The organism is Streptomyces sp. SYP-A7185 (assembly GCF_046103685.1).
Classification (GTDB): Bacteria; Actinomycetota; Actinomycetes; order Streptomycetales; family Streptomycetaceae; genus Streptomyces.
The window spans coordinates 7,977,738-7,999,819 of the sequence record NZ_CP122310.1 but is presented as its reverse complement, the minus strand read 5'-3'; the positions used below and the strand labels follow the sequence as shown (position 1 = coordinate 7,999,819).

Annotated in this window: 19 protein-coding genes; 11 read left to right on the top strand and 8 right to left on the bottom strand. The window is 73.2% G+C overall.

Features of this window, described 5'->3' with window-relative positions; all coding sequences use genetic code 11:
* Positions 1 to 84 precede the first annotated feature (84 nt).
* The 7 genes from QBL25_RS35010 to QBL25_RS34980 all read left to right on the top strand — a co-directional run bounded on the left by QBL25_RS35010 (position 85) and on the right by QBL25_RS34980 (position 6,986).
* On the top strand, positions 85 to 1,104 hold the full coding sequence (locus QBL25_RS35010) for an SPFH domain-containing protein (RefSeq protein ID WP_409060959.1): 1,020 nt from the start codon (positions 85 to 87) through the stop codon (positions 1,102 to 1,104).
* On the top strand, positions 1,101 to 2,000 hold the full coding sequence (locus tag QBL25_RS35005) for a hypothetical protein (protein ID WP_409060958.1): 900 nt from the start codon (positions 1,101 to 1,103) through the stop codon (positions 1,998 to 2,000). The genes QBL25_RS35010 and QBL25_RS35005 overlap by 4 nt, the downstream gene beginning before the upstream one ends.
* 115 nt (positions 2,001 to 2,115) lie before the next feature.
* Positions 2,116 to 3,210 (top strand): mechanosensitive ion channel family protein, encoded by a 1,095-nt coding sequence (locus QBL25_RS35000; RefSeq protein WP_409060957.1) that lies wholly within the window; start codon positions 2,116 to 2,118, stop codon positions 3,208 to 3,210.
* 150 nt (positions 3,211 to 3,360) lie between these two features.
* A complete protein-coding gene (locus QBL25_RS34995; protein WP_409060956.1) occupies positions 3,361 to 4,317 on the top strand; it encodes an ABC transporter ATP-binding protein in 957 nt (318 codons plus the stop codon).
* Complete coding sequence (locus QBL25_RS34990) at positions 4,314 to 5,294, top strand: ABC transporter permease (protein WP_409060955.1); 981 nt, start codon at positions 4,314 to 4,316, stop codon at positions 5,292 to 5,294. Before QBL25_RS34995 ends, QBL25_RS34990 begins: the two co-directional genes overlap by 4 nt.
* A 48-nt stretch (positions 5,295 to 5,342) precedes the next feature.
* The gene (locus QBL25_RS34985; protein ID WP_409060954.1) at positions 5,343 to 5,747 is read left to right on the top strand and encodes a GntR family transcriptional regulator; all 405 of its coding nucleotides are present in this window, start codon (positions 5,343 to 5,345) and stop codon (positions 5,745 to 5,747) included.
* A 108-nt stretch (positions 5,748 to 5,855) separates the two neighbouring features.
* Positions 5,856 to 6,986 carry a hypothetical protein gene (locus tag QBL25_RS34980; RefSeq protein ID WP_409060953.1) on the top strand — a complete coding sequence of 377 codons (1,131 nt, stop codon included), beginning with the start codon at positions 5,856 to 5,858 and terminating at the stop codon, positions 6,984 to 6,986.
* Between the two features lie 50 nt (positions 6,987 to 7,036).
* On the opposite strand, the gene QBL25_RS34975 is transcribed toward QBL25_RS34980, so the two are convergent.
* Complete coding sequence (locus QBL25_RS34975) at positions 7,037 to 7,495, bottom strand: carboxymuconolactone decarboxylase family protein (protein WP_409060952.1); 459 nt, start codon at positions 7,493 to 7,495, stop codon at positions 7,037 to 7,039.
* An 89-nt stretch (positions 7,496 to 7,584) separates the two neighbouring features.
* Here QBL25_RS34975 and QBL25_RS34970 point away from each other — a divergent pair, with 89 nt between their 5' ends.
* Positions 7,585 to 8,460: a sigma-70 family RNA polymerase sigma factor gene (locus tag QBL25_RS34970; RefSeq protein WP_409060951.1), complete on the top strand. Its 876-nt coding sequence runs from the start codon at positions 7,585 to 7,587 to the stop codon at positions 8,458 to 8,460.
* A 113-nt stretch (positions 8,461 to 8,573) separates the two neighbouring features.
* Complete coding sequence (locus QBL25_RS34965) at positions 8,574 to 10,370, top strand: acyl-CoA dehydrogenase (RefSeq protein WP_409060950.1); 1,797 nt, start codon at positions 8,574 to 8,576, stop codon at positions 10,368 to 10,370.
* Here QBL25_RS34965 and QBL25_RS34960 read toward each other — a convergent pair.
* The 4 genes from QBL25_RS34960 to QBL25_RS34945 form a co-directional block, all read right to left on the bottom strand.
* Positions 10,312 to 10,971, bottom strand: a complete 660-nt coding sequence (locus QBL25_RS34960; protein WP_409060949.1) for a DUF6629 family protein — start codon at positions 10,969 to 10,971, stop codon at positions 10,312 to 10,314. The genes QBL25_RS34965 and QBL25_RS34960 overlap by 59 nt on opposite strands.
* Positions 10,972 to 11,026: 55 nt before the next feature.
* Entirely contained in the window at positions 11,027 to 12,430 is a 1,404-nt protein-coding gene (locus QBL25_RS34955; protein ID WP_409060948.1) for an FAD-binding oxidoreductase, read from the bottom strand.
* A 102-nt stretch (positions 12,431 to 12,532) separates the two neighbouring features.
* Positions 12,533 to 15,136, bottom strand: a complete 2,604-nt coding sequence (locus QBL25_RS34950) for an AAA family ATPase (RefSeq protein WP_409060947.1) — start codon at positions 15,134 to 15,136, stop codon at positions 12,533 to 12,535.
* Between the two features lie 104 nt (positions 15,137 to 15,240).
* The gene (locus tag QBL25_RS34945) at positions 15,241 to 16,353 is read right to left on the bottom strand and encodes a diaminopropionate ammonia-lyase (RefSeq protein ID WP_409060946.1); all 1,113 of its coding nucleotides are present in this window, start codon (positions 16,351 to 16,353) and stop codon (positions 15,241 to 15,243) included.
* Between the two features lie 152 nt (positions 16,354 to 16,505).
* On the opposite strand from QBL25_RS34945, the gene QBL25_RS34940 reads away from it, so the two are divergent.
* Positions 16,506 to 17,630, top strand: coding sequence for an NADH:flavin oxidoreductase (locus QBL25_RS34940; RefSeq protein WP_409060945.1), 1,125 nt, complete (start codon positions 16,506 to 16,508; stop codon positions 17,628 to 17,630).
* A 128-nt stretch (positions 17,631 to 17,758) separates the two neighbouring features.
* The gene (locus QBL25_RS34935; protein WP_409060944.1) at positions 17,759 to 18,382 is read left to right on the top strand and encodes a CGNR zinc finger domain-containing protein; all 624 of its coding nucleotides are present in this window, start codon (positions 17,759 to 17,761) and stop codon (positions 18,380 to 18,382) included.
* A gap of 51 nt (positions 18,383 to 18,433) precedes the next feature.
* Here the strand turns inward: QBL25_RS34935 and QBL25_RS34930 are convergent, their stop codons facing one another.
* From QBL25_RS34930 to QBL25_RS34920, 3 genes are read right to left on the bottom strand one after another with little or no spacing between them, the layout of a single operon-like run.
* A complete protein-coding gene (locus tag QBL25_RS34930) occupies positions 18,434 to 19,468 on the bottom strand; it encodes a LacI family DNA-binding transcriptional regulator (protein WP_409062888.1) in 1,035 nt (344 codons plus the stop codon).
* 40 nt (positions 19,469 to 19,508) lie between these two features.
* On the bottom strand, positions 19,509 to 20,366 hold the full coding sequence (locus tag QBL25_RS34925; protein ID WP_409060943.1) for an ROK family protein: 858 nt from the start codon (positions 20,364 to 20,366) through the stop codon (positions 19,509 to 19,511).
* A complete protein-coding gene (locus QBL25_RS34920) occupies positions 20,363 to 22,072 on the bottom strand; it encodes a class I mannose-6-phosphate isomerase (protein ID WP_409060942.1) in 1,710 nt (569 codons plus the stop codon). The genes QBL25_RS34925 and QBL25_RS34920 overlap by 4 nt, the downstream gene beginning before the upstream one ends.
* Between the last annotated feature and the right edge of the window lie 10 nt (positions 22,073 to 22,082).

Sequence of the window (22,082 nt, the reverse complement as noted above, 5' to 3'; positions counted from 1 at the left end):
GGCCCTCACCTCTTTTTAGTCACCTTGACTATAAACACGGAACCCCATACCGTCGACATGACGAAAACGGGGAGGGATTCCACCATGGCCGACATCACCCGACGCCTCGGCGTGCACCACCTGCGCTCCGCGCCCACCGCCCACATCCGCCACCACAAGCGCGGCCGACTCGTCCACGACGGGCCGGGCCTGAGCTTCTGGTTCCGGCCCCTCAGCGCCGCGCTCTCCGAAGTCCCCGTCGACGACCGCGAGCTGGCCGTCACCTTCCACGCCCGTACGGCCGACTTCCAGGACGTCGCCGTGCAGGCCACGGTGACCTACCGGATCAGCGACCCGGCGCTCGCCGCCTCCCGCATCGACTTCGCGGTCGACCCGGACACCGGCTCCTGGCGCGGCGCCCCGCTGGAGCAACTCGCCTCGCTGCTCACGGAGTCCGCCCAGCAGAACGCCCTCGACGTCCTGGCCCGCACCCCGCTGGCCGAAGCCCTCGCGGACGGCGTCAGCGCGGTCCGCGAGCGGATCACCGAAGGCCTCGCCGGGGAGCCGAGGCTGCCCGCCACCGGCATCGAGGTGGTGGCCGTCCGGGTGGTCGCCATCCGCCCGGAGCCCGAGGTCGAGCGCGCCCTGCGCACCCCCGCACGGGAGCGCATCCAGCAGGACGCGGACCGGGCGACGTACGAACGACGAGCCGTGGCCGTGCAGCGGGAGCGGGCCATCGCCGAGAACGAGCTGACCAGCCGCATCGAACTGGCCCGTCAGGAGCAGGAGTTGGTGGAGCGACGGGGCGCCAACGCCCGCCGCGAGGCCGAGGAGAACGCCGCCGCCGACGCCGTGCGCGCCGAGGCCGAGGCGGCCCGCACGGAGCGGCTGGCCCGCGCCGAAGCCGCGTCCGCGCGCACGGTCGGCGAGGCGAAGGCGGCGGCCCAGGCCTCGTGGCTCGCGGCGCACTCCGCGGTGGACGCCGCCACGCTGCACGCCCTGGCCGCCACCCGGCTCGCCGAGAACGTCCCGCGCATCGAGAGCCTCACCCTCTCCCCCGACGTCCTCACCGGCCTGCTCGCGAAGCTGGGGCACGGCGCCCAGGACGGGGGCGCGCGGTCATGAGCCTGGCGCCGCGTGCGGTGCTGGTCCATCGCACCACCGAGTACGAGGAGTTGCTCGCCCGGCACGGCACCCACGGCCAGGCCGCGTTCTTCCTGACCTCGCGCGGCCGGAGCATCCGGGAGGTGGCCGAGCGCCACCACCGGGCCCGGCGCACCCTCGCCGACGTGGCCGCGGCCGTGCCCCGGCGGTGGCGTCAGGCCCGGGTGGAGCGCGCCGACCTGGACCGCTTCCTCTTCGGTCCCGAGGACGTGGTGGTCGTGGTCGGCCAGGACGGCCTGGTCGCCAACGCCGCGAAGTATCTTTCCGGCCAGCCCGTGGTCGGCATCGACACCGAGCCGGGGCGCAACCCCGGCGTCCTCGTACGCCATCGGGGCGCCGACGCGGCCAAGCTGCTCCCCGCGGCGGTCGCACCCCGGGCCGCGGTGGACGAACTCACCATGGTGGAGGCGGTGTCCGACGACACGCAGCGGCTGCTTGCGCTCAACGAGATCTACCTCGGCCCGCCGGGCCACCAGACCGCCCGCTACCGCATCGGCCCGGACGGCGGGACGGCCGCCCCCGAGCCGCAGGCGTCGTCCGGCGTCCTGGTCGGGACCGGAACGGGAGCCACCGGTTGGCTGCGTTCGCTGTGGCAGCAGAGCGGCAGCGCCCTGCCGCTGCCGGGCCCCGTCGAACAGCGCCTGGTCTGGTTCGTACGGGAGGCGTGGCCTTCGCCCGCCACCGGGACGTCGCAGGTGGAGGGGGCGCTGGGGGCGGCGGACCGGCTGCGGGTCACCGTCGAGTCGGACCGGCTCATCGTCTTCGGCGACGGGGTGGAGAGTGATGCGGTGGAACTGACCTGGGGTCAGTCGGTGGTGATCGGGATGTCTGATATCGCCCTGCGCCTGCTGAGTTGACGGCAGTCTGGGTGCGGGCCCCCGGCAACGGCGCCGCACCCATGGGGCAGGATGACGCTCGCGCCGGACCACGAACATATGTCCGACGCGCCCGCACAACCTGGAGAATGAACTGATGGAGCGAGCCCTCACATGGCACGACCTGATCACCGCGGGCATCGCGGTGGCCGCCGGCATCACGGCGGGTCTGCTGCTGCGGACAGTCCTGCGGTGGCTGGGTGAACGGGCCAGCAAGACCCGGTGGAGCGGCGACGACGTCATCGTCGACGCCGTGCGCACCCTGGTCCCCTGCGCGGCGATCACCGCGGGTGCGGCCGTCGCCGCCGCGGCTCTCCCGCTCACGCCGCGGACCGGCCACAACGTCTCGATGACGCTGACCGCCCTGCTCGTCCTCGCGGCGACCCTGACGGCCGCGCGAGTGGTCACCACCCTGGTGAAGTCCGTGGCGCAGTCGCGCTCGGGCGTCGCGGGCTCGGCGACGATCTTCGTCAACATCACCCGTGTCGTCGTGCTCGCGATGGGTTTCCTCGTCGTCCTTCAGACGCTCGGTGTCTCCATAGCCCCGATGCTCACGGCGCTAGGCGTGGGCGGTCTCGCGGTGGCCCTGGCCCTCCAGGACACGCTGGCCAACCTCTTCGCAGGCGTCCACATCCTCGCCGCGAAGACCGTGCAGCCCGGTGACTACATCCGGCTCAGCAGCGGCGAGGAGGGCTATGTCGTCGACATCAACTGGCGCAACACGGTGGTGCGGCAGCTGTCGAACAACCTCGTGATCATCCCCAACGCCCAGCTCGCGGGCACCAACATGACGAATTTCAGCCGCCCCGAGCAGGATCTGTCGATCATGGTCCAGGTCGGCGTCAGCTACGACAGCGATCTGGAGCAGGTCGAGCGGGTCACGACCGAGGTCGTGGAGAGCGTGATGAAGGACGTCGAAGGCGCCCTTCCGGAACACGAACCGGCCGTGCGCTTCCACACCTTCGGCGACTCCAGGATCAGCTTCACGGTGATCCTGGGCGTGGGCGAGTTCAGCGACCAGTACCGCATCAAGCACGAGTTCATCAAGCAGCTCCACCAGCGCTACCGCGCCGAGGGCATCCGCGTGCCCGCCCCGGTCAGGACCGTGAACGTCCAGCAGGGCGAACTGCCGCCGGTTCTGATCCCCCACCAGCGCGAGGCCGCCGTACCGCTGACGAAGCCGGCGCCGTAGCGGGCCGGTGCCGTAGCGGCACGACCGCGCACGCACCGCAGACGCACCACAAACCACCGGACCGGGCCGAGTGCTGCCCTGTTTGACAGATTCGGCATGCCCAGATCATCATTCCATTAATTGTTTAATGGAATCGAGAGAGGTGCTCCGGTGGACACGACCTTTGCCGACACCGCCGGGGCCGGCGGCTCCTCGGGCGCGATCGCGCTCGAGGCCCGCGGCCTCGGCAAGCGCTACCGCCGCGGCTGGGCGCTGCGCGACTGTTCCTTCCGGCTGCCCGCCGGGCGGATCTGCGGACTCGTCGGCCCGAACGGCGCCGGGAAGAGCACCCTGTTGGGGCTCGCCACCCGCCTCGTCACCCCCACCGAGGGGGAGCTGCGCATCTTCGGGGTGCCGGCCGGCGAGCCCTCCGCCATGCCCCGCTACGCGTTCCTCTCCCAGGACAAGCCGCTGTTCAAGCGGTTCACCGTGGCCGAGACGCTGCGCATGGGGCGGGAGCTCAACCCCGGCTGGGACACCGAGGCCGCCGAGGGGATCGTGCGCTCCGGCAACGTCCCCCTCGACGCCAAGGTCGGCACGCTCTCCGGCGGTCAGCGCACCCGGGTGGCCTTCGCCCTCGCCTTCGGCAAGCGCCCCGACCTGCTGCTGCTCGACGAGCCGATGGCGGACCTCGACCCGCTGGCCCGGGACGAGATGAGTTCCCTGCTGATGTCGCAGGCCGTCGAGCGCGGCACGACGGTGGTGATGTCCTCCCACATGCTGGCCGAGCTGGAGGACATGTGCGACTACCTCCTGGTCATCGCGGACGGCAGGGTCCGCATGGCGGGCGACACCGACGCACTGGTCCCGGCCCACGCCCTGGTGACCGGACTCGCCCCCGACGGCACCCCGCCCGCGGACCTCGCCCCGCACACGGTGGTCGAATTCCGCGCCCAGGGCCGCCAGTTCCGCGCCCTCGTACGGCCGAACGGCCCGCTGGCCCCGGACTGGGAGGTCAGCGAGCCGAGCCTGGAGGAGATTCTGCTCGCCCACCTCCGCGCGCCGGACGCGGAACCACTGTTCACGCACGACGCACGCATCGACGCCGAGGGGACCGCCGCCGCATGAGCACCACCTTGACCGAGCAGCCACGCCAGGGGCAGTCCGCCAAGAGGCCGGGCCTGCTGCACGGGCTCACCTGGCTCGTCCTGCGCCAGCACCGCACCACGACGTGGATCATCGTCGGGCTGTCCGTGCTCGGCGCGGCCATGATCCTCTACAGGCGTGGCGAGATGGCCGACATGCTCGCCGCGCGGGGCTGGCCCGACAAGGACGTCACCCTGATGACGACCCCGCACAGCTTCGAGTACATCGCCGGGGCGCTGGGCGCCCTGCCCGTGGTCCTCGGTGTCTTCCTCGGCGCTCCACTGATCGCGAGCGACCAGGAACACGGCACCGCGCAGCTGGTCACCACGCAGTCGATGCCGCGCCGCCGCTGGCTCGCGGCCAAGCTGATCTGGTGCCTCTCGCTCGTCCTGGTCTCCAGCCTCGTGCTGTCCACGCTGTTCTTCTGGTGGTGGGAGCCCTACCGCGACATCCTCCTGTCAGAGTGGCTCGCGGGATCGGTGTTCGACAACACGGGCCCCATGCTGACGGCGTTCTCCCTCTTCCTCACCATGAGCGGCATCGCGATCGGCATGCTGCTGCGCAGGGTGCTGCCCGCCATGCTGACCACCTTCGTCTTCTGTCTGGTCGTCGAGGTGGCCTGGGGCGAGGTCCGCGGCCGTCTGGCCACCCCGCGCCTGGTGACCTGGCCGCTGAACCAGGACGACCCGGCCGTCATCGCGAGCGGCGACGCGGTGGAGACGGACCGCTGGATCGGATCGGCGGACGGGCAGCTCTACGGCTGGGGAACGTGCGCCGAGCAGACCGAGAAGGCGTCCAACGCCTGCATCAAGGATCACGGCATCGTCAACAACGTGGCCGAGTACTTCGGCTACGACCAGATGGGCGGCATGCAGTGGACCGGCGCCGCCGTCTTCCTCGGCGGCACCGCCGTCCTGGCGGTCTTCGTCCTGTGGTGGGCGACGCGACGCCCCCTGTAGAGCCAAGGACGGCAGCGCGTACGTAAAGTATCGGCAGACGAGCAGAGGGTGGAGACAGTGGTCGAATTCCGCATCGACCGGCGCAGCGGCGTGGCCACGTATCTGCAGATCGTGCGACAGGTCGAACAGGCGCTGCGCATGGGTGCGTTGGTGGAGGGTGACCGGCTGCCCACCGCGGCGCAGGTCGCCGCGGCCACGAAGGTGAACCCGAACACGACACTCAAGGCGTACCGCGAGCTGGAGCGCGCGGGTCTGGCCGAGGTCCGCCAGGGCGCGGGCACCTTCATCACCCGCTCCCTCGCCCGCCCCGAAGCGGGACCGGACTCCCCCTTGCAGACCGCCTTGGCGCAGTGGATGGAGCAGGCGCGGTCGGAGGGGCTCACCGGTCAGGACGTCACGGCCCTGTTCGAGGCCGTGCACGCGGCCGTGTTCCAGGGGGACGCGGTCGGCTGAGGCGTCAGTGCCGGGTCATCGGCGCGGAGGACGATGCCCTGTCAGGGAGCCGGGTGACCGCGCCGGGCGGAGGACGCACGGCCCCCACCTCTGCCCAAGGAGCGTCACATGGCATGGAGTCTCCTCCGGAGCCGAAGCCGGAACCCGATCCCGCACCACGGCAAGAGCCGGAGCCAGAGCCAGAGCCGGAGCCGGAGCCGGCGTCGCGCCGCGGTCCTCGCCGCGGCGGCAGCCCTGGCCGTCGGCCTGGCCGCGTCACCCGCGAACGCCGCAGCGGGGTGGGAGTCGTTACCCCCTCCTCCCGCGTACGACAACGTGAAGCTGCTGCCCTTCGACAGCCAGAACTCCTACGCCACGACGAAGAGCAGCTGCTGGGGGTGCGGTGCCCAGGAGGAGCTGTGGCAGCGGTCCGGCAGCACCTGGAAGAAACTGACGCCGCCCGCCGACGCCGCGGCGCAGACGCTGGCCGGCACCGGCCCCGACGACCTGTGGGCGATCGGCCGCAAGGACCTCAGCAGCGGCGTCTGGCACGTCCACCACTACGACGGCACCAAGTGGTCGGCCGACCTCCATCCCGACACCCGGAACCTGGAGATCCGCGACGCCGAGGCGGTCAGCAGGACCAGCCTGTGGGGTGTCGGCAACAACCGGACCGGCGGCTGGGCCCCGACCGTCACCCACTGGGACGGACGGACGTGGAACACCACCACGTTCCCCGTCAACGGCGGTCTCGACGCCGTGGACGTGCGGTCCGAGAACGACATCTGGGCCGCCGGCTACCGCAGCGACGGCGGCGTCCCCGCCGCATACGATCCGCTGGTCATGCACTACGACGGCACGCGGTGGAGCGAGGTGCCGCTGCCCGGGATACCCGGCGAGAACGATGCCCTGCGCACCGTGTTCAGCAACGGCCCGAACGACGTGTGGGTCGCCTCCGACTCCCACGAGTGGCACTGGGACGGCACCGCCTGGGCACGCAGGGACCTCCCGGGCGCCGGTTACGGCACGACGTTCGCCCGGTACGGCGGTCAGGTCTACGCCGGCACGCAGGTCGCCGACGTCCGTGACCCGAAGCTGCTGCGGTGGAGCGGCACGTCCTGGGTGGCCGACACCTCGCTCACCAAGGGCACGTCGGTCCGCGAGCTGTCCTCGTCCCCGGACGGCGCCCTGTATGCCGTCTCCCAGAGCCTCTCCGCCCCCTACACCTTCCTCTCCCGCCTCGCCCCGCCGGCGAGCTGACCCGCCCGCCGCCGCGCGCTCGCCGGACGCGACGCGCGGCGGCACCGGGCTCAGCCCCAGGTCTGGCCGGCCGGTTCCTTGACGGTGCGGTTGAGCCGGTTGAAGAAGTTGGTCAGCGCGATCTCCAGGTTGAGCGCGCCGATCTGCTCCTCGGTGAAATGCAGGGTGGCCTCGTCCCAGACCTCGTCGGTGACCCCCTCCGCGCCGTCCTGCAACCGGGTGGCGCCCTCGGTCAGCGCCAGCGCCGCCCGCTCCGCGTCGGTGTAGAACGGCGCCTCACGCCAGGCGGCCACGGTGTGCAGCCGTTCGTCGGTCTCACCGGCCTTCTTCGCTCCGGCGACGGCGGCATGGACGCACGCCGAGCAGCCGTTGATCTGGCTGGCGCGCAGGTGGACGAGCGCAAGCAGTTTCGGGTCGACGCCTCCGGCCGCGATCGCCTTGTGGAGGTGCTTGACCGCGATCCACACGTCGGGGTTGTTCGTGTCCTTGTTCTTGAGCCGGTTCTCCATGAGCGCGTGCTCTCCTCGTCGGGTCGGTTACGTTGCGCGGCAGATCCGCGTCATCCCAGTGACGGAGCAGCTTCGAGGAAGGTAACAACATGGCCGGCACTCATTCCGCGGACCCGATCACCGAGGCCTTCGAGTCCCACCGCGACCGGCTCCGGGCGGTCGCCTTCCGCGTGCTCGGATCGCACGCAGACGCCGAGGACGCGGTCCAGGAGGCGTGGCTGCGGCTGTCCCGCCAGGACGCCGGCACCATCGACAACCTCGGCGGCTGGCTGACCACCGTGGTCGGCCGCATCAGTCTGGACGTCCTGCGGTCGGGCCGGACCCGCCCGGAAGTCCCGCTCGACGACCGGCTGCCCGAGTACACCGTGACGCTCGACTCCGCGCCCGCTCCCGAGGAGCTCGTGGCGCTCGGGGACTCCGTCGGTCGCGCGCTCCTGACGGTCCTCGACTCGCTGCGTCCCGACGAGCGGCTCGCGTTCGTGCTGCACGACGTGTTCGCCGTGCCGTTCGCGGAGATCGGCCCCATTCTCGGCAAGTCCGCCGACGCGACGAAGATGCTCACCAGCCGCGCCCGCAGGAAGGTGCGGACCGCCGGACAGCCGTCGGACGCCGGACCGCAGCGGCGCGAGGTGGCCAAAGCCTTCCTGACCGCGGCCGGCGAAGGCCGGTTCGAGGGGCTGTTGCAGGTGCTGCACCCCGAGGTGAAGTTCACCGTCGACACTCCGGACGGCCGGTTCGTCACGATCGGAGCGACCGAGGTCGCCACCCGCGCGCGCCTGGCCGGCAGCGCGGCGCGCGGTCGTGCGGTGACCGTGAACGGCCTGCCCGGCGTTCTCGCCTGGCACGAGGACGGCACTCCGCAGGCCCTGCTCACCTTCACCGTCACCGAGTGCCTCATCACCGAGATGACCGCCGTGGTCGACCCGGCCGCGCTCGCCCTGATGGACCTCCCTGCCCCGGTGTGAGGGCCGCCGCCCCGGGCGGCGCTCGACATCGTCCATAAGCAAGCGCTTAGTATCGGGGGTGCGGGGCTGCCTGCCCCGGGATCGGTACCGCCGTCACCGCATGGAGAATCCGCATGGCATCCCTGCTGCTGTCCCCTCGCGACCTCGAGTTCCTGCTGTACGAGTGGCTCGACGTGCCCGCGCTCACCGGGCGGGAGCGGTACGCGGAACACTCCCGGGAGACCTTCGACGCCGCCCTCGAACTGAGCGAGCAGATCGCCACGCGGCACTTCGCCCCGCACAACAAGAAGAACGACGCCCAGGAGCCCACCTTCGACGGAGAGCGGGTGCACGTCATCCCCGAGGTCAAGGAGGCGCTGCGGGTCTTCGGTGAGTCGGGACTCCTGGCGAGCGCCATGGACCACGAGATCGGCGGCGGCCAGCTGCCGGCCGTGGTGGCGCAGGCCTGCTTCGCGTGGTTCCAGGCGGCGAACGTCGGTACGGCCGCGTACCCCTTCCTGACCATGGGCAACGCCAATCTGCTGCTCGCGCACGCCTCCAAGGAGCAGATCGACACCTTCGTACGGCCCATGGTGGAGGGCCGCTTCCTGGGGACCATGTGCCTGTCGGAGCCGCAGGCCGGTTCGTCGCTCGCCGACGTGCGGACGCGGGCAGAGGAGCAGCCGGACGGGACGTACCGCCTCTTCGGCAACAAGATGTGGATCTCCGGCGGTGAGCACGAGCTCTCGGAGAACATCGTGCACCTGGTGCTGGCCCGCGTCCCCGGCGGTCCGCCCGGCGTGAAGGGCCTCTCGCTGTTCATCGTGCCCAAGGTCCTCGTCGGCGACGACGGGTCGCTCGGCGAGCGCAACGACGTCGTGCTCGCGGGCCTCAACCACAAGATGGGCTACCGGGGGACCACGAACACCCTGCTGAACTTCGGCGAGGGCGCACACCGCCCCGGCGGCGAGCCCGGCGCGGTCGGCCACCTCGTCGGGGAGGCGAACCGCGGGCTCGCCTACATGTTCCACATGATGAACGAGGCCCGGATCGGCGTGGGCCTCGGCGCCACCGCGCTCGGCTACACCGGCTATCTGCACGCCCTGGACTACGCGCGCACCCGCCCTCAGGGCCGGCCGCTCGCCGCCAAGGACCCGGCGTCGGCACAGATCCCGATCATCGAGCACGCCGACGTACGCCGGATGCTCCTGGCCCAGAAGGCGTACGTGGAGGGCGCGCTGGCGCTCAACCTGTACTGCGGGCGGCTGCTGGACGAGCAGAACACCGGCACCTCGCAGGAGGCGCGGGACGAGGCGAAGCTGCTGCTCGACGTGCTCACGCCCATCGCCAAGAGCTGGCCGTCGCAGTGGTGCCTGGCGGCCAACGACCTGGCCATCCAGGTGCACGGGGGCTACGGCTACACGCGCGAGTACAACGTCGAGCAGTTCTACCGCGACAACCGCCTCAACCCCATCCACGAGGGCACGCACGGCATCCACGGCCTCGACCTGCTCGGCCGCAAGGTGATCATGGACGGTGGCGCGGGGCTCCGGCTGCTGGTCGGGCGGATCGCGCGGACTGCCGCGCGGGCCGCCGCGACGGGCGGTTCGGCTGCCGGGTACGGGCGCACGCTCGAAGCGGCCGCGGTACGGGCGGTGGAGGTGACCCAGCGGCTCTGGTCGACCGGTGACCCGCGGACCGCCCTGGCCAACGCGAGCGTCTACCTCGAAGCGGTCGGGCATGTGGTCGTGGCCTGGATGTGGCTGGAGCAGCTGCTCGCCGCCGAGCCCGGCACCGAGCCCTTCCACGAGGGCAAGCGGGGCGCCTGCCGCTACTTCTTCCGCCATGAACTGCCCAAGACCGAGGCGCAGTTCACGCTCCTGGAGAGCCTGGACCTGACGGCGCTCGAACTGGACGAGAACGCCTTCTGAGCCAGAAGTACAGGAACACCGAGCACACCGCCGCGAACGCGCACCACGTGGAGATGTACTCGCTGCGCCACAGCAGCACGCACACCGCCGCCCCGACGGCGACCAGGGCGCCGAAGAGGACCAGGCCCCGGTCGCCGGAGAGGAGCAGCGCGCCGATGGTGGCGAGCAGATATCCGGCGATGATCAGCCCGGGCCGCGGCAGGCCGAGCGCGTAGCCGACGGTGTGGCCGCGGATCTCGGCCGTCACGGTCTCGGTCGCCAGATGCCAGGAGAGCGCCGCCGCCGTCGCGACGCCCGCCACGAGCGGGAGCAGCAGGCGGCGGCGCGCGACCGGCGGCGCCGCGCACAGCACCGCCACCGGCAGCCACAGCGGCAGCAGCGGGAGCGCGATGACGGCCCAGGCGACGGTGGCGGGGCCCGTGCCGCCGTCGGCCCGCCAGACGGCGGACTCGATGATCTGGTGGGCGCCGAGCAGCAGCGGCAGCGCGGCGAGCGGCAGATCGCGCGTGCGGCCCCCGCGGGCCGCACGCGTCACACAGGCGACCCCCACGGCGGCGATCCCCGCCCCCGCCATCAGATCGGCCGTCGCGCTCCAGCACATGGCTCCCACGCTAGGGCCGGTGCCACCCGGGGGCGCGCCGGGCGGGCCGCCGGGGTTACCCGGCCGTGCCCGGGTCGGGTTCGATGTTCTGGTTGAGGCGGAAGATGTTGTCCGGGTCGTACGCGGCCTTGACCCGCGCCAGGCGCGCGTAGTTGTCGCGGTAGCTCGCCCGTACGCGGTCCTGCCCCTCCTCCATCATCATGTTCACGTAGGCGCCGCCCGCCGAGTACGGGTGCAGCGCGTCGAAGTAGTCGACGGTCCAGCGCTTGATGAGGTCGGCGTGGGCCGGGTCCGCGTCCACTCCCGCGTAGACGCAGGCCCAGCCGGCGCCGCGATAGCTCCAGGCGGTGTCCGTGGAGCGGTGGTCGTGGGCCGCGCCGTCGATGGGATACAGGTGCATCGTCGACTTCATGGTCGGCACGCCGGGGCCGAACTTGGCGTGCAGCGCGATGGCGTCGTCGGGGATCTCGTCGACGAAGTCCGCCCGCCAGTACCACTGGTCGCCGGGCGGGTAGAGCCCGTCGAACATGGACTGGAGCACGGGGTGCGGCATCGGCGACACGGCGTGCAGGAGCGGGTCGGGCAGCGCGTCGAGCAGGGGCGCCATGGCGTGGCCGGCCGTGTCGGGGTCGTCATGGGTGTGGCACCACACGACGCCGCAGACCTTGCGCAGGTGGAGGTTCTCGGGGAACGGCGGGGCCGGGGGCACGGTGCCGTACATGAAGAAGGCGTTGACCTCGCGCGGCGCACCCGGCAGGAAGTCGCGGTAGGCGGCCAGGACCTCGGCGCCCCGCTCCGCGGGCCAGAAGGTGGGGCCCGCGACGACCGTGCTCAGCTCGTGCAGCCGGAAGAGGAAGGAGATGACGACGCCGAAGTTGCCTCCCCCGCCGCGGATCGCCCAGAACAGGTCCGGGTGCTCGTCGGCGCTCGCCCGCACCCGGCTGCCGTCGGCCAGGACGACGTCCGCCTCCAGGAGGTTGTCGATGCTCAGGCCGAACCTGCGGGTGAGATGGCCGAGACCGCCGCCCAGGGTGAGCCCGCCGACCCCGGTCGAGGAGATGATGCCGCTCGGCGTGGCCAGGCCGTGCTCGTGCGTGGCCCGGTCCACCTCGCCCCAGAGGCAGCCGCCGCCGACCCGTGCGGTGCGGGCCCGCGCGTCGACCTCGATCGACTTGAGCGGTGACAGGTCGGCGACCACACCGCCGTCGACGGTGCCCAGGCCCGCTCCGTGGTGGCCGCCGCCGCGGACCGCGAGCGGCAGGCCGTGCACGCGCGCGAAGCCGATGACGGCGGCCACGTCGTCGGCGTCGGCGCAGTGGGCCACGAGCGCGGGGCGTTTGTCGGCCATCGCGTTGTAGATGGCGCGCGCCTCGTCGTACCCCTGGTCGTCGGGGCCCGTCAACTCCCCCTTGAAGGGGGTCAGTTCCGTGCGTGCTGCGTGTGCGGGCGTGCTGGACATGTGCATCCCCCGTTGGATCGGTGCATCCGGTGCGCCCGTTCTAGTGCCGCCCGCCGCCCACCGATATCCGTGTCGGCCACCCAGCTCACGCCGGGCCGTCACCTACCTTTCGCGGCCGATCTCCAAGCCCAGCTGGCCGGCGCGGGCCGCGACCTCGCGCCGGGTGCGGGCGCCGAGCTTCTCCAGGACGGCACGGACGTGGTTGTCGACCGTGCGCACGGACAGGAACAGCCGGTCGGCGATCTCGATGTTGGTGAGCCCTTCCGCGAGGAGCCGTCCGACCTGGAGCTGGCGCCCGGTGAGGCCCGCGGGGTTGCGGCGCGTCGCCGCGTGCGGGCCGCGCGGGATGCGGGCGACGCCGAGGGCGCGCAGGTCGGCGCGCACCAGCCGGGCCAGAGGTTCGGCGCCCAGCGTGTCGAGGCCGGCGAGCGCGGTGAGCTTGTCCGCCGGGTCCGGGCTCTCGGCGAGGGCCGCCGCGTGCTCGTAGGGGCAGCCCGCCGCCTGCCAGGCCTCGGCGGCCCGCCGCCACCGGCCGGTGGCCTGGAGGGCGTACGGGTGGTCGGAGTCGTCGGCGGGGACGGGGTGGCCCGCCTTGGCGAGCCAGTGGCCCAGTTCCGCGCGGTAGGGCGTCGCGGCCAGGCCGCGCGCCTGCGCGTACAGGGGCTCGACGGCGTCGATCACGGCCGCGTGGTCGCCGCGCAGCCAGGCCGCCTCGGCCCGCGCCGCCGCGACCGGGCCGGTGCGCTGGAGCTCCCGGGTGCGCGCGGCGACCTCCCAGGCCCGCCCGAGCAGCTCGTCGGCGCCGTCCGCGCCGCGCCGGATGCGGGAGCGCGCCAGGACGGTGAGGGCGGGGCAGCGGGCGGGCGGGAATTCGAAGGCGTCACCGGACTCGGCGAGCCTTTCGGCCTCGCTCCACTTTCCCGCGGCGAACTGCCGCAGCGCGAGCTCCACTTGGAGGTAGCGCAGGAATCCCAGATGCTCGGTGCGGTCCGCGAACTCCATGGCGGGGGCCAGGAAGTGGTCCGCCTCCGTGAAGCGGAGGTTCTCCAGGAGGGTCCAGATGACGTTGGCGTAGGCGCGGCAGGCGTGTTCGGCCTCGCCCGCCTTCAGCGCGACCGCCAGGCTCTCCTCAAGCTGCGGCCGCCCCATGGAGTCGCCGCCGCGCCAGCGGGCCGTGCCCACGTTGTTCAAGGCGTGCGAGAGGATCGCCGCGTCGTCCGTGCGCCGCGCCAGGGTGATGGCCCGCTCGCCGTAGCCGATGGCCTCGGCGTAGCGGTCGGAGAGCATCCGCAGCTGCGAGGTGTTGCTGAGCGCGAGCGCCAGAAGCCGCTCGTCACCGGCCTGTTCGAGTACGTCGATGGCTTCCCTGGCGGCCTCCTGCGCGGCGTCCGCGTCGCCCGCCCACCAGTGGATCCGCGACAGCCAGCGCAGATCGGCGCCGAGCGCCCGCAGGTCGCCCAGCGAGCGGCGCAGGGCGACGGCCTCCTGCTGGGCGCCGACGGCGGCCGGGGAGTCGGCGATGGTGTAGCTCTCCACCGCGAACCGCTCCAGGAGGTCCGCGAGTTCCGCCGGGCCGTGGCGTCCCCGCTGCCGCAGGACGAGCCGCAGCTGGGCCGCGGCCTCGCGGTGCGCGCCGGTGCGTGCGGCGTCCCGCGCGGCGTCGGGTCCGTACCGCGCGATGGCGTTCTGGTCACCGGCCTGGGCGGCGTGGTGGACGATGCGGGAGGCGTCGGCGCCGGGCTGCGCCACCAGGACGGCCAGCACCCTGCGGTTGAGCTCGATCCGCCGGGCGGCGGGCAGCGAGTCGGCGATGGCCCGGCGGATGATCTCGTGCCGGAACATCACCCGCTCCGGGGTCACGCCCAGCAGACCGCGCCGTTCGGCCGCGGTCAGCTGGCACACGCCGTCCGGCAGCAGCGCGTCGGCCAGGCCGCGTTCGGCCGCCGACGGCACCACGGCGAGCTGTTCGAGGGCGTCGCGTGCTCCGTCGTCGAGGCCGCGCAGCCGGGCCAGGACGGCGTCGACCACGGTCGGCGGCACGTCCCCGGTGCCGCCCGCCGCGACGACCTCGGCGACGTAGAAGGGGTTGCCCGACGTCACGGCGTACACCTGCGCCGGGTCGAGGCGGCTGGCCGCGCTCAGCGTGCGCACCGCGTCGCGGGACAGCCGGGGCAGGGGGACGCGGTGGACGCGGGCCGCTCTCGTCACCTGGCCGAGGAGGTGGCGCAGGGGGTGCTCGCGGCCCAGTTCGTCGTCGCGGAAGGTCAGCACAAGGACCGCGGGCATCCGGTCCACGCGGCGTACCAGGAACCGCAGGGCGTCGAGTGAGGCCTCATCCGCCCAGTGCACGTCCTCTACGACCAGGACCGTCGGATGCGGCGGATCGCTCAGCTCCGCCCGCAGCGCGTCGTACACCCGGTGCCGGTCGCCGCCCTCGGTGACCGCCTGCGCCAGCTCGGCCCGTACGCTGCCGACAAGGTCGCGGAAGGGGCCGAGCGGCCGCCGGGTCGCGAGGTCGTCGCACTGCCCGACGAGCACCCTGGCCTGCGCGGACAGGGCGCCCGGGAGGGCGTTCACGAGGCTCGACTTGCCGATCCCGGCCTCTCCGTAGACGAGCGCCACCGAGCCCGCGCCGTGCGCCGCCTCCCGTGCGGCCGCGGTCAGTCGAGTCAGCTCCAGATCCCGCTCCAGGATCTCCCCGTCCACGCGGGAAATTCTCCCACGCGACCCCGCTTTTCCTCCGTCCGTACGGAGGTTCGGGCAGCGGCGCCCCGCCGCTCAGAGCTCCTGCCGGTGCGGGTGGGCGTCGCTCAGATTTCCTGCCGGTGCGGGTTGGCGTCCGCTCCTTCCGTGCTGAGCAGGACGAGGACCGACGTGGGGCCCAGGCCGAGGGACGCGCGCCGGTCCTCGGCGCCGGCACCGGTCAGTGCGGCGCGTACTCCGGCGAGCGAGGCGGCGCCGCACGGTCCTGCGCGGACCCCGAGCGCCGCGAGATCGCGGACCGCGACCGCGCCGTGGGCGTCCGTGACGGCGATCGCGGCGTCGAGGCCGTCGCGCAGGTAGGGCCAGGCGAGGCTGGAGGGGGTGCCGCAGTTCAGGCCCGCCATGGCCGTGTCGCCGGTGACGACGGCGGTCAGCTCTCCCCGGGTGAGGCTCTCGATGACGCAGGGCGCCGCCTCGGGTTCCACGGAGAGCAGGGCCGGGGCCGGCCGGCCGGCGGGACGGCTGCGGTAGTGGGTGACGGCGGCCTGGGCGAGCGAGCCCACCCCGACGGGGACGGCCACCAGGTCGGGCGCCGCGCCGGCCGCGGCGAGCTGCGCGTCGACCTCGGCGAACAGGGTGGAGTAGCCCTCGACGATCCACCGGGGGATGCGTTCGTAGCCGGGCCAGGCGGAGTCCTGGACGAGCAGCGTGGCGGCGCCCTCGGCCGCGGCGGCCGCCCGGCGCACGGTCTCGTCGTAGGGTCCGTCGACCTGGGTGACCCGGGCGCCTTCGGACGCGATGGCCGCGGCGGCGTCCGGGTGCACGCCCCCGGACACGAAGACGTGGGCGCGCTGGCCGAGGAGCCGGGCGATCCTGGCCACCGCACGGCCGTGGTTGCCGTCGGTGGCGGTGACGAGCGTGACCGGGCCGGGCGACGCCTCACCGTGCGCGGCCCGTTCGGCAAGGGCCCGGTGTACCGCCCAGGAGGCGCCCAGTGCCTTGAACGCGGGCAGCCCCAGGCGTGCGGACTCGTCCTTGACGAAGACCCGCCCCACGCCCAACTCGTCGGCGAGGGAAGCAAGTTCGTGGAGCGGGGTGACCGCGTAGCCGGTGAGTGAGGTGTGGAAGGCCTGGGGCTGGTCGGGCGCGGGCGGGCAGGTCCAGGTGCGGGCGGCGGGCCGGGCGAACCAGGCCACCGGCTTCTCGTTGTTCTCAGGCATCAAGCCAGCCTGCGGCCACACCCGCCCCCCGGTCCACCCGGGCCCTCTGCCCGGCGCTACCGGGGCCTCCGCCGAACGACATGAGCAAAGCGCGTACGCTTACGTCATCGATCGCAGGAGATCGGTCCCTCATTCCCCTGCCAGGAGGACGCATGACCTCGCCGTCGCAGACCGCACGCACCCCCCGGACACTCGACCGCCCCTTCAGTGTCGGCAGCCTCAACCTGCCCAACCGCATCGTGATGGCCCCCATGACCAGGGAGTTCTCACCGGGCGGCGTGCCGGGCGCGGACGTGGCGGAGTACTACGCCCGCCGGGCCGCCGCCGGGGTCGGCCTGATCATCACCGAGGGGACGTACGTCGGTCACGCCTCGGCCGGTTCGAGCGACCGCGTCCCGCGCTTCCACGGCGACGACGCCCTCGAAGGCTGGCGCAAGGTGGCCGACGCCGTGCACGCGGTGGGCGGGAAGATCATTCCGCAGCTGTGGCACGTCGGCATCACCCGGGAGGCGGGCAAGGGCCCGGTGCCCTCCGCTCCCCCGGCCGGCCCCTCCGCCATCGGCTTGGACGGCGAGCCCAAGGGCAGCGCCCTGACGGCCGACGACCTCGACGACGTGATCCGGGCGTTCGCCGAGGCCGCGGCCGCCGCCGAGCGCATCGGCTTCGACGGGATCGAACTGCACGGCGCCCACGGCTACTTGATCGACCAGTTCTTCTGGGAGCGCACCAACAAGCGCACCGACGGCTACGGCGGCGACCTGGAAGGCCGCACCCGGTTCGCCGCGGAGATCGTCGCCGCCGTCCGGGCCGCCGTCTCGCCCGACTTCCCCGTCTTCTTCCGCCTCTCGCAGTGGAAGGGCAGCGTGTACGACGCACGGCTCGCCGAGTCCCCCGAGGAGCTGGAGCGCCTACTCGCCCCGCTGGTGAGCGCGGGCGTGGACGTCCTGCACGCCTCCACGCGCCGCTACTGGCTGCCGGAGTTCGAGGGCAGCGACCTCAACCTGGCGGGCTGGGTCAAGAAGGTGACGGGCAAGCCCGTGGTCACCGTCGGCTCGGTCGGCCTCGACCAGGAGTTCCTCGGCCCGAAGGGCTGGGCGCCGCCGTCCGCCGCCACCGGCATCGACCCCCTGGTCGAGCGCCTGGAGCGGGACGAGTTCGACCTGGTGGCGGTGGGCCGCGCCCTCATCGCCGACCCGGAGTGGGCGGCCAAGGCCCTGGAGAACCGGCTCGGCGACGCCCTGCCCTTCGACAAGTCGCAGCTGGCGAGCCTGGTCTGAGCGACGACCGCCGCGCGTCCGGCCCCGGCGGTACCGGGGCCGGACGCGCGGGCCACGGGGCCCACCGGCACGGCGACGGGAGCCAAGTCCCCACGCTGCTGTCACCCCCGGTCGCGTACGATGTGCCCATGACCTGGCCTGCCACCGAGCGCTTCTTCCCCACCGCCGTCCCCGGCGGCCTGGGGCTCGTGCAGGACATCCTGAACACCTCGGCCACCGGCCGCGCGGACGAAGCCGATCTCCTCGGGGACGTGCCCGCCGCGCAGGCCTGGGTCGCCGCGGCACTGCCCGCCTGGGCCGAGCGCACGGGGCGCACCTCGGTGCGGCTCACCCTCACCGAGGAGGACCTGCCCAAGCTGCGGCAACTGCGCGAGCAGATGCGCCGGGCCCTCGTCTCGCGCTGCGGCACGACGAGCGGCGAGAGCGCCCGCTCCACCTCCTGCGCCCTCCAGGTCAACCTGCACGGCGACGCCGCCCTGACCACCGAGCCCGAGGGCGAGGGCTGGCGCTGGCTGACGTCCGCCGTCCTGTGCGAAGCGCTGCTCGCACAGACCACCGGGGAGTGGCGGCGCCTGAAGATCTGCCGCAACGAACGCTGCGCCAGGGCGTTCTACGACCGCTCCCGCAACAACAGCGGCGTCTGGCACTCCACCCGCGGCTGCGGCAACGCCGCGAACCTGCGGGCCTCGCGCCGGCGCCGCCGCGCCGGGGCCGACGCCGACACGGAACCGGCACCCGAAGCCCGGGCCTGAAGCTGCCTCTCCCCTTGGCCAAAGCGGTGAGTCCTCATCGGGGCACCCCCCTCAACTGCCATATTCCACCAGGCTGGTGGGCGTCACGATCCGCCGCGCGGGTCCCTGCGCGGTCTTGCGGCCCGGGTCCGTCTCCCGCCCGCGCATCCGGTCGGCCAGCAACCGCCCGGCGGCCCGGCCGAGTTCGTCGCTGTCGTACGCGACGAGGGTGAGCGGCAGGCCGAGCGCGTCGGCCAGTTCGAAGTCGTCGAAGCCCGCGAGCGCGGTGTCGGTGCCGGACGCGCGCAGGGCGCGGAACGCCCCGATCGTGTTGCGGTTGTTGGAGCAGAACAGCGCGGTGGGCGGCTCGGGCAGCGCGAGGAGTTCGACCGCCGCGCGCCGGGCCTCACGCGGTTCGGTCTGCCCCTGGCGTACGTAGCCTTCGTCGAAGGGGATGCCGTGGGCGGCGAGGGCCGCCGCATACCCCCGCAGGCGCTGGGTGCCGGTGTAGACGGCGGGCGGCGAGCCGAGGAAGCCGATGCGGCGGTGGCCGCGGACGATCAGCCGGGCGGTGGCGGCGCGCGCCCCGCCGAAGTCGTCGACCAGGACGCAGTCGGCGTCGAACCCCTCGGGCGGTCTGCTGGCGAGCACCACGGGGACACCGTCGGCGGCAGCGGCGGCGAGGTGGCGCTGGTCCGCCGTGGCGGGGACGGCGATGATGCCGTCGACGCGGCGGGCCACCAGGTCGGCGACGAGTTCACGCTCGGCGTCCAGATCCTGGCCGGTGTTGCCGATGACGGTCTTGAAGCCGTCGCCCGCGATGACGGAGTCCACGCCGAGCGCCAGGCGGGAGTAGAAGGGGTTGGCCAGGTTCGTGACGACCAGACCGACCAGGCCCGTGCCGCGCCCCAGGCGCAGGCTGCGGGCCACTTCGTTGGGCCGGTAGCCGAGCTCCGCCGCGGCGGCGCGGATGCGCTCCCGGGTGGCCGGCAGCACGCGCGGATCGTCGCGCAGGGCCCTGGAGGCGGTCATCGCGCTGACGCCCACCCGCTCGGCGACGTCGCGCAGCGTGGGCGGGCCGTCCTGGGAAGGACGCGGTCCGGGCATCGTCATGTGTGTCCTTTCCCGGGGGCTCCGGAGGGCCTCCTCACCTCCCGGCGGCCCCCGCATACTCGGCCGCCCCGATCAGCGCCGCGTCCGCGCCCAGCGTGCCGGGGCGCGGTCTCACCGGAGTATCCCCGAAGCCGGTGCGCAGGCCCGGCCCGACCACGTCCCACGACGCCGCCACCGCGCCGCCGACGACGACCGCCGAGGCCCCGAAGTCGCGTACGCACGGGGCGAGGACAGTACCCAGGGCGGCGAGGGCCTCGTCAAGGACCTGTGCGGCCCGCAGTTCGCCCCGCCGGGCGCGCCCGGCGATGTCCCGCACGTCCAGGTCCCGCTCGCCGTAGCGGGCGAGGATCGCCCGCCGCGAGACGGTGTGCTCCAGGGGCGCGCCCGACCAGCGCAGCAGATCGACGCGGCCCTCGGGCGGCACCCCCGGCCCCTCCCGGCACACGACGCCGTCCACGAGGAACGCCGAGCCCACCCCCGACCCGAGGGTGACCCCCGCACAGCGCCGGTGTCCTGCCGCGGCTCCCGCGCGCCACTCCCCCAGCAGGAACGCGTGCGCGTCGTTCAGGAACACCGCGTCCGCGGGCCTCGGCCACACTCCGTCCAGCAGCACCGAGCGCACGTCGACGCCGTACAGGTCGTCGAACTTGCCCACGCCCTCGAAGCGGGCGATCCCCTTCTCGTGGTCGAAGGGCCCCGGCACGGCGACGCCCCACACCTGGCCGCCGGGCACGTCGAGATCCCCGGCGCAGCGCACGACCGTGCCCAGGACGTGCTCGGCGCTGCCCCGCGCGTCGAGCGGGCGCCGGACGCGGCGCCGCACCCGGGTGCGCAACGGGTCCACCAGGGCGGCGGTGACGTGGGTGCCGCCTATCTCCAGGACGGCTCTCACGGGTGCCCCGCGCCCGCGGCACGGCGGTCCCGCACGAGGGCCTTCACCACTCTCGCCGGGCCGCCCCGCGCCTCCAGGCGGTAGCCGCCGACCGCCGCGGGCACCGTCAGGGTCTCCGCGTACGCCAGGGCGTGCCGCTCGCCCGCCGAGGTCAGCACGGTGACCCCCTCCCCCTCCACCACGTTCAGGACGTGGAACCGTCCGGCCGTGTCGTCAGCGGCGACGGCGTCCGCGTCGAGCGCGTAGCGCCGCACCTCGTAGAACATCTCGTCCAGCGCGCCGAGCAGTTCCTCGCGCCAGCCGTCCCCGCGCCGCAGCACATAGGGCTCCTGGACCAGGTCACGCGTCACGGCGGCGCCGCGCCGCTCGGTCTCCAGGTTGGCCAGGCCGTGTTCGTAGGGCAGGGGGCGCGGATTGCCGTCGGCGTCCGGCCGCAGCCAGTCGTAGAAGCGCAGGCTGTAGAGGTACGGGGTCGCGCTGATCTCCAGGACGAGGTTGCCCGCGCCGCTCGCGTGCGGGGTGCCCGCCGGGATCATGAAGAGCCTGCCCTGCTCGGCGGGGAACGTCATGACGTGGTCCGCCGGGTCCATGGGTACCCCGTCGTGCGCGGCCTCCTCGATCTCCTTGCGGAAGAGCGCGAGGTCGGCGTCCTCGCGCAGCCCGAGGTAGACGCGCGTGTCGGGACCGCCGAGCGTCATGTAGTACGTCTCGTGCTGGGTGTAGGGCCAGCCGAACCGCTCCCGCATGTACCGCTCCTTGGGGTGGCAGTGCACCGAGAGGTTGCCGCCGCCCACGGTGTCGAGGTAGTCGAAGCGGATCGGGAAGGAGGTGCCGAAGCGGGCGTGGGCCTCCGGTCCGAGCACGTCGTCGGGGTGCAGGGCGCACAGGAGCTGGAAGGGGACCTCGGCCTGGGTGTCGGGGCCGTCCCCGATGAGGATGCCCGCTTCGGGGGCGATGAGTTCGTAGCCCAGGGCGGTGTTGCGTGCCTCGGGGTTGAAGCCGAGCGCGCGTCGGCCCCATTCCCCGCCCCAGGGCGTGGAGTTGAAGAAGGGGCGGGTGCGTACGGGCTGCCGCGCGAGCCGGGCGTAGCTCGCCCGCAGTCCCGGGCCGTCGAGGAACACGGGCCTCCCGGGGTCCTGGACGTCGATCCAGCCGTCCAGCTGACCCGCGAGGGCGTCGCGGTGGCGGTCGAGCATGGGCCAGTCCACGAAGAAGAGCCGCTTCAACTCGCCCCGCTCTCCCGGCAGTCCCAGGTTGCTGCCCGCTCCCGCCGCGGTCGCCGACTCCGCGTACCGCTTGGGCAGGTCGGCGTACCAGAGCACGTCGTGCAGGACCAGCGAGGCACCTGGCCCGTACACGAGCAGCAGGCCCTCCAGGTCCCCGTCCTCCGTGGGGAGTTCGTCGAACAGGTCGGTGAGGGGGTTCTCGGCGAGCTTGCAGTAGTAGGGGTCGTCGGCGTCCGGTGCACTCATGGTGCGACGCCGCACCTCGGCGGACGGGGCATAGCGGGTGCGGATGTCCAGGGTGCGTACGGGCAGGGCGCAGGCGGCGGTGAGCCGCGCCGCGATGGCCTCCCAGTCGGCGGCCGGCGGCCCGTCGACGGCCACGATGGCCGGTTCGGCGGGCAGTTGGGCGGCCACGGCCTCCCAGCCGCCGGTCAAGACGGACCCCGGGGCCGGGGGGTAGCGCGGGTCGAGCCGGTACACGCGTGCTCCT

Excerpts from the sequence above, each read along its gene's own strand:
- QBL25_RS34930 (WP_409062888.1), bottom strand. The coding sequence starts at position 19,468 with ATGCCCGGACCGCGTCCTTCCCAGGACGGCCCGCCCACGCTGCGCGAC.
- QBL25_RS34990 (WP_409060955.1), top strand. The coding sequence starts at position 4,314 with ATGAGCACCACCTTGACCGAGCAGCCACGCCAGGGGCAGTCCGCCAAG.
- QBL25_RS34955 (WP_409060948.1), bottom strand. The coding sequence starts at position 12,430 with ATGTCCAGCACGCCCGCACACGCAGCACGCACGGAACTGACCCCCTTC.
- QBL25_RS34935 (WP_409060944.1), top strand. The coding sequence starts at position 17,759 with ATGACCTGGCCTGCCACCGAGCGCTTCTTCCCCACCGCCGTCCCCGGC.
- QBL25_RS34965 (WP_409060950.1), top strand. The coding sequence starts at position 8,574 with ATGGCATCCCTGCTGCTGTCCCCTCGCGACCTCGAGTTCCTGCTGTAC.
- QBL25_RS34945 (WP_409060946.1), bottom strand. The coding sequence starts at position 16,353 with ATGCCTGAGAACAACGAGAAGCCGGTGGCCTGGTTCGCCCGGCCCGCC.
- QBL25_RS34980 (WP_409060953.1), top strand. The coding sequence starts at position 5,856 with ATGGCATGGAGTCTCCTCCGGAGCCGAAGCCGGAACCCGATCCCGCAC.
- QBL25_RS34960 (WP_409060949.1), bottom strand. The coding sequence starts at position 10,971 with ATGTGCTGGAGCGCGACGGCCGATCTGATGGCGGGGGCGGGGATCGCC.
- QBL25_RS34975 (WP_409060952.1), bottom strand. The coding sequence starts at position 7,495 with ATGGAGAACCGGCTCAAGAACAAGGACACGAACAACCCCGACGTGTGG.
- QBL25_RS35000 (WP_409060957.1), top strand. The coding sequence starts at position 2,116 with ATGGAGCGAGCCCTCACATGGCACGACCTGATCACCGCGGGCATCGCG.
- QBL25_RS35010 (WP_409060959.1), top strand. The coding sequence starts at position 85 with ATGGCCGACATCACCCGACGCCTCGGCGTGCACCACCTGCGCTCCGCG.
- QBL25_RS34940 (WP_409060945.1), top strand. The coding sequence starts at position 16,506 with ATGACCTCGCCGTCGCAGACCGCACGCACCCCCCGGACACTCGACCGC.
- QBL25_RS35005 (WP_409060958.1), top strand. The coding sequence starts at position 1,101 with ATGAGCCTGGCGCCGCGTGCGGTGCTGGTCCATCGCACCACCGAGTAC.
- QBL25_RS34970 (WP_409060951.1), top strand. The coding sequence starts at position 7,585 with ATGGCCGGCACTCATTCCGCGGACCCGATCACCGAGGCCTTCGAGTCC.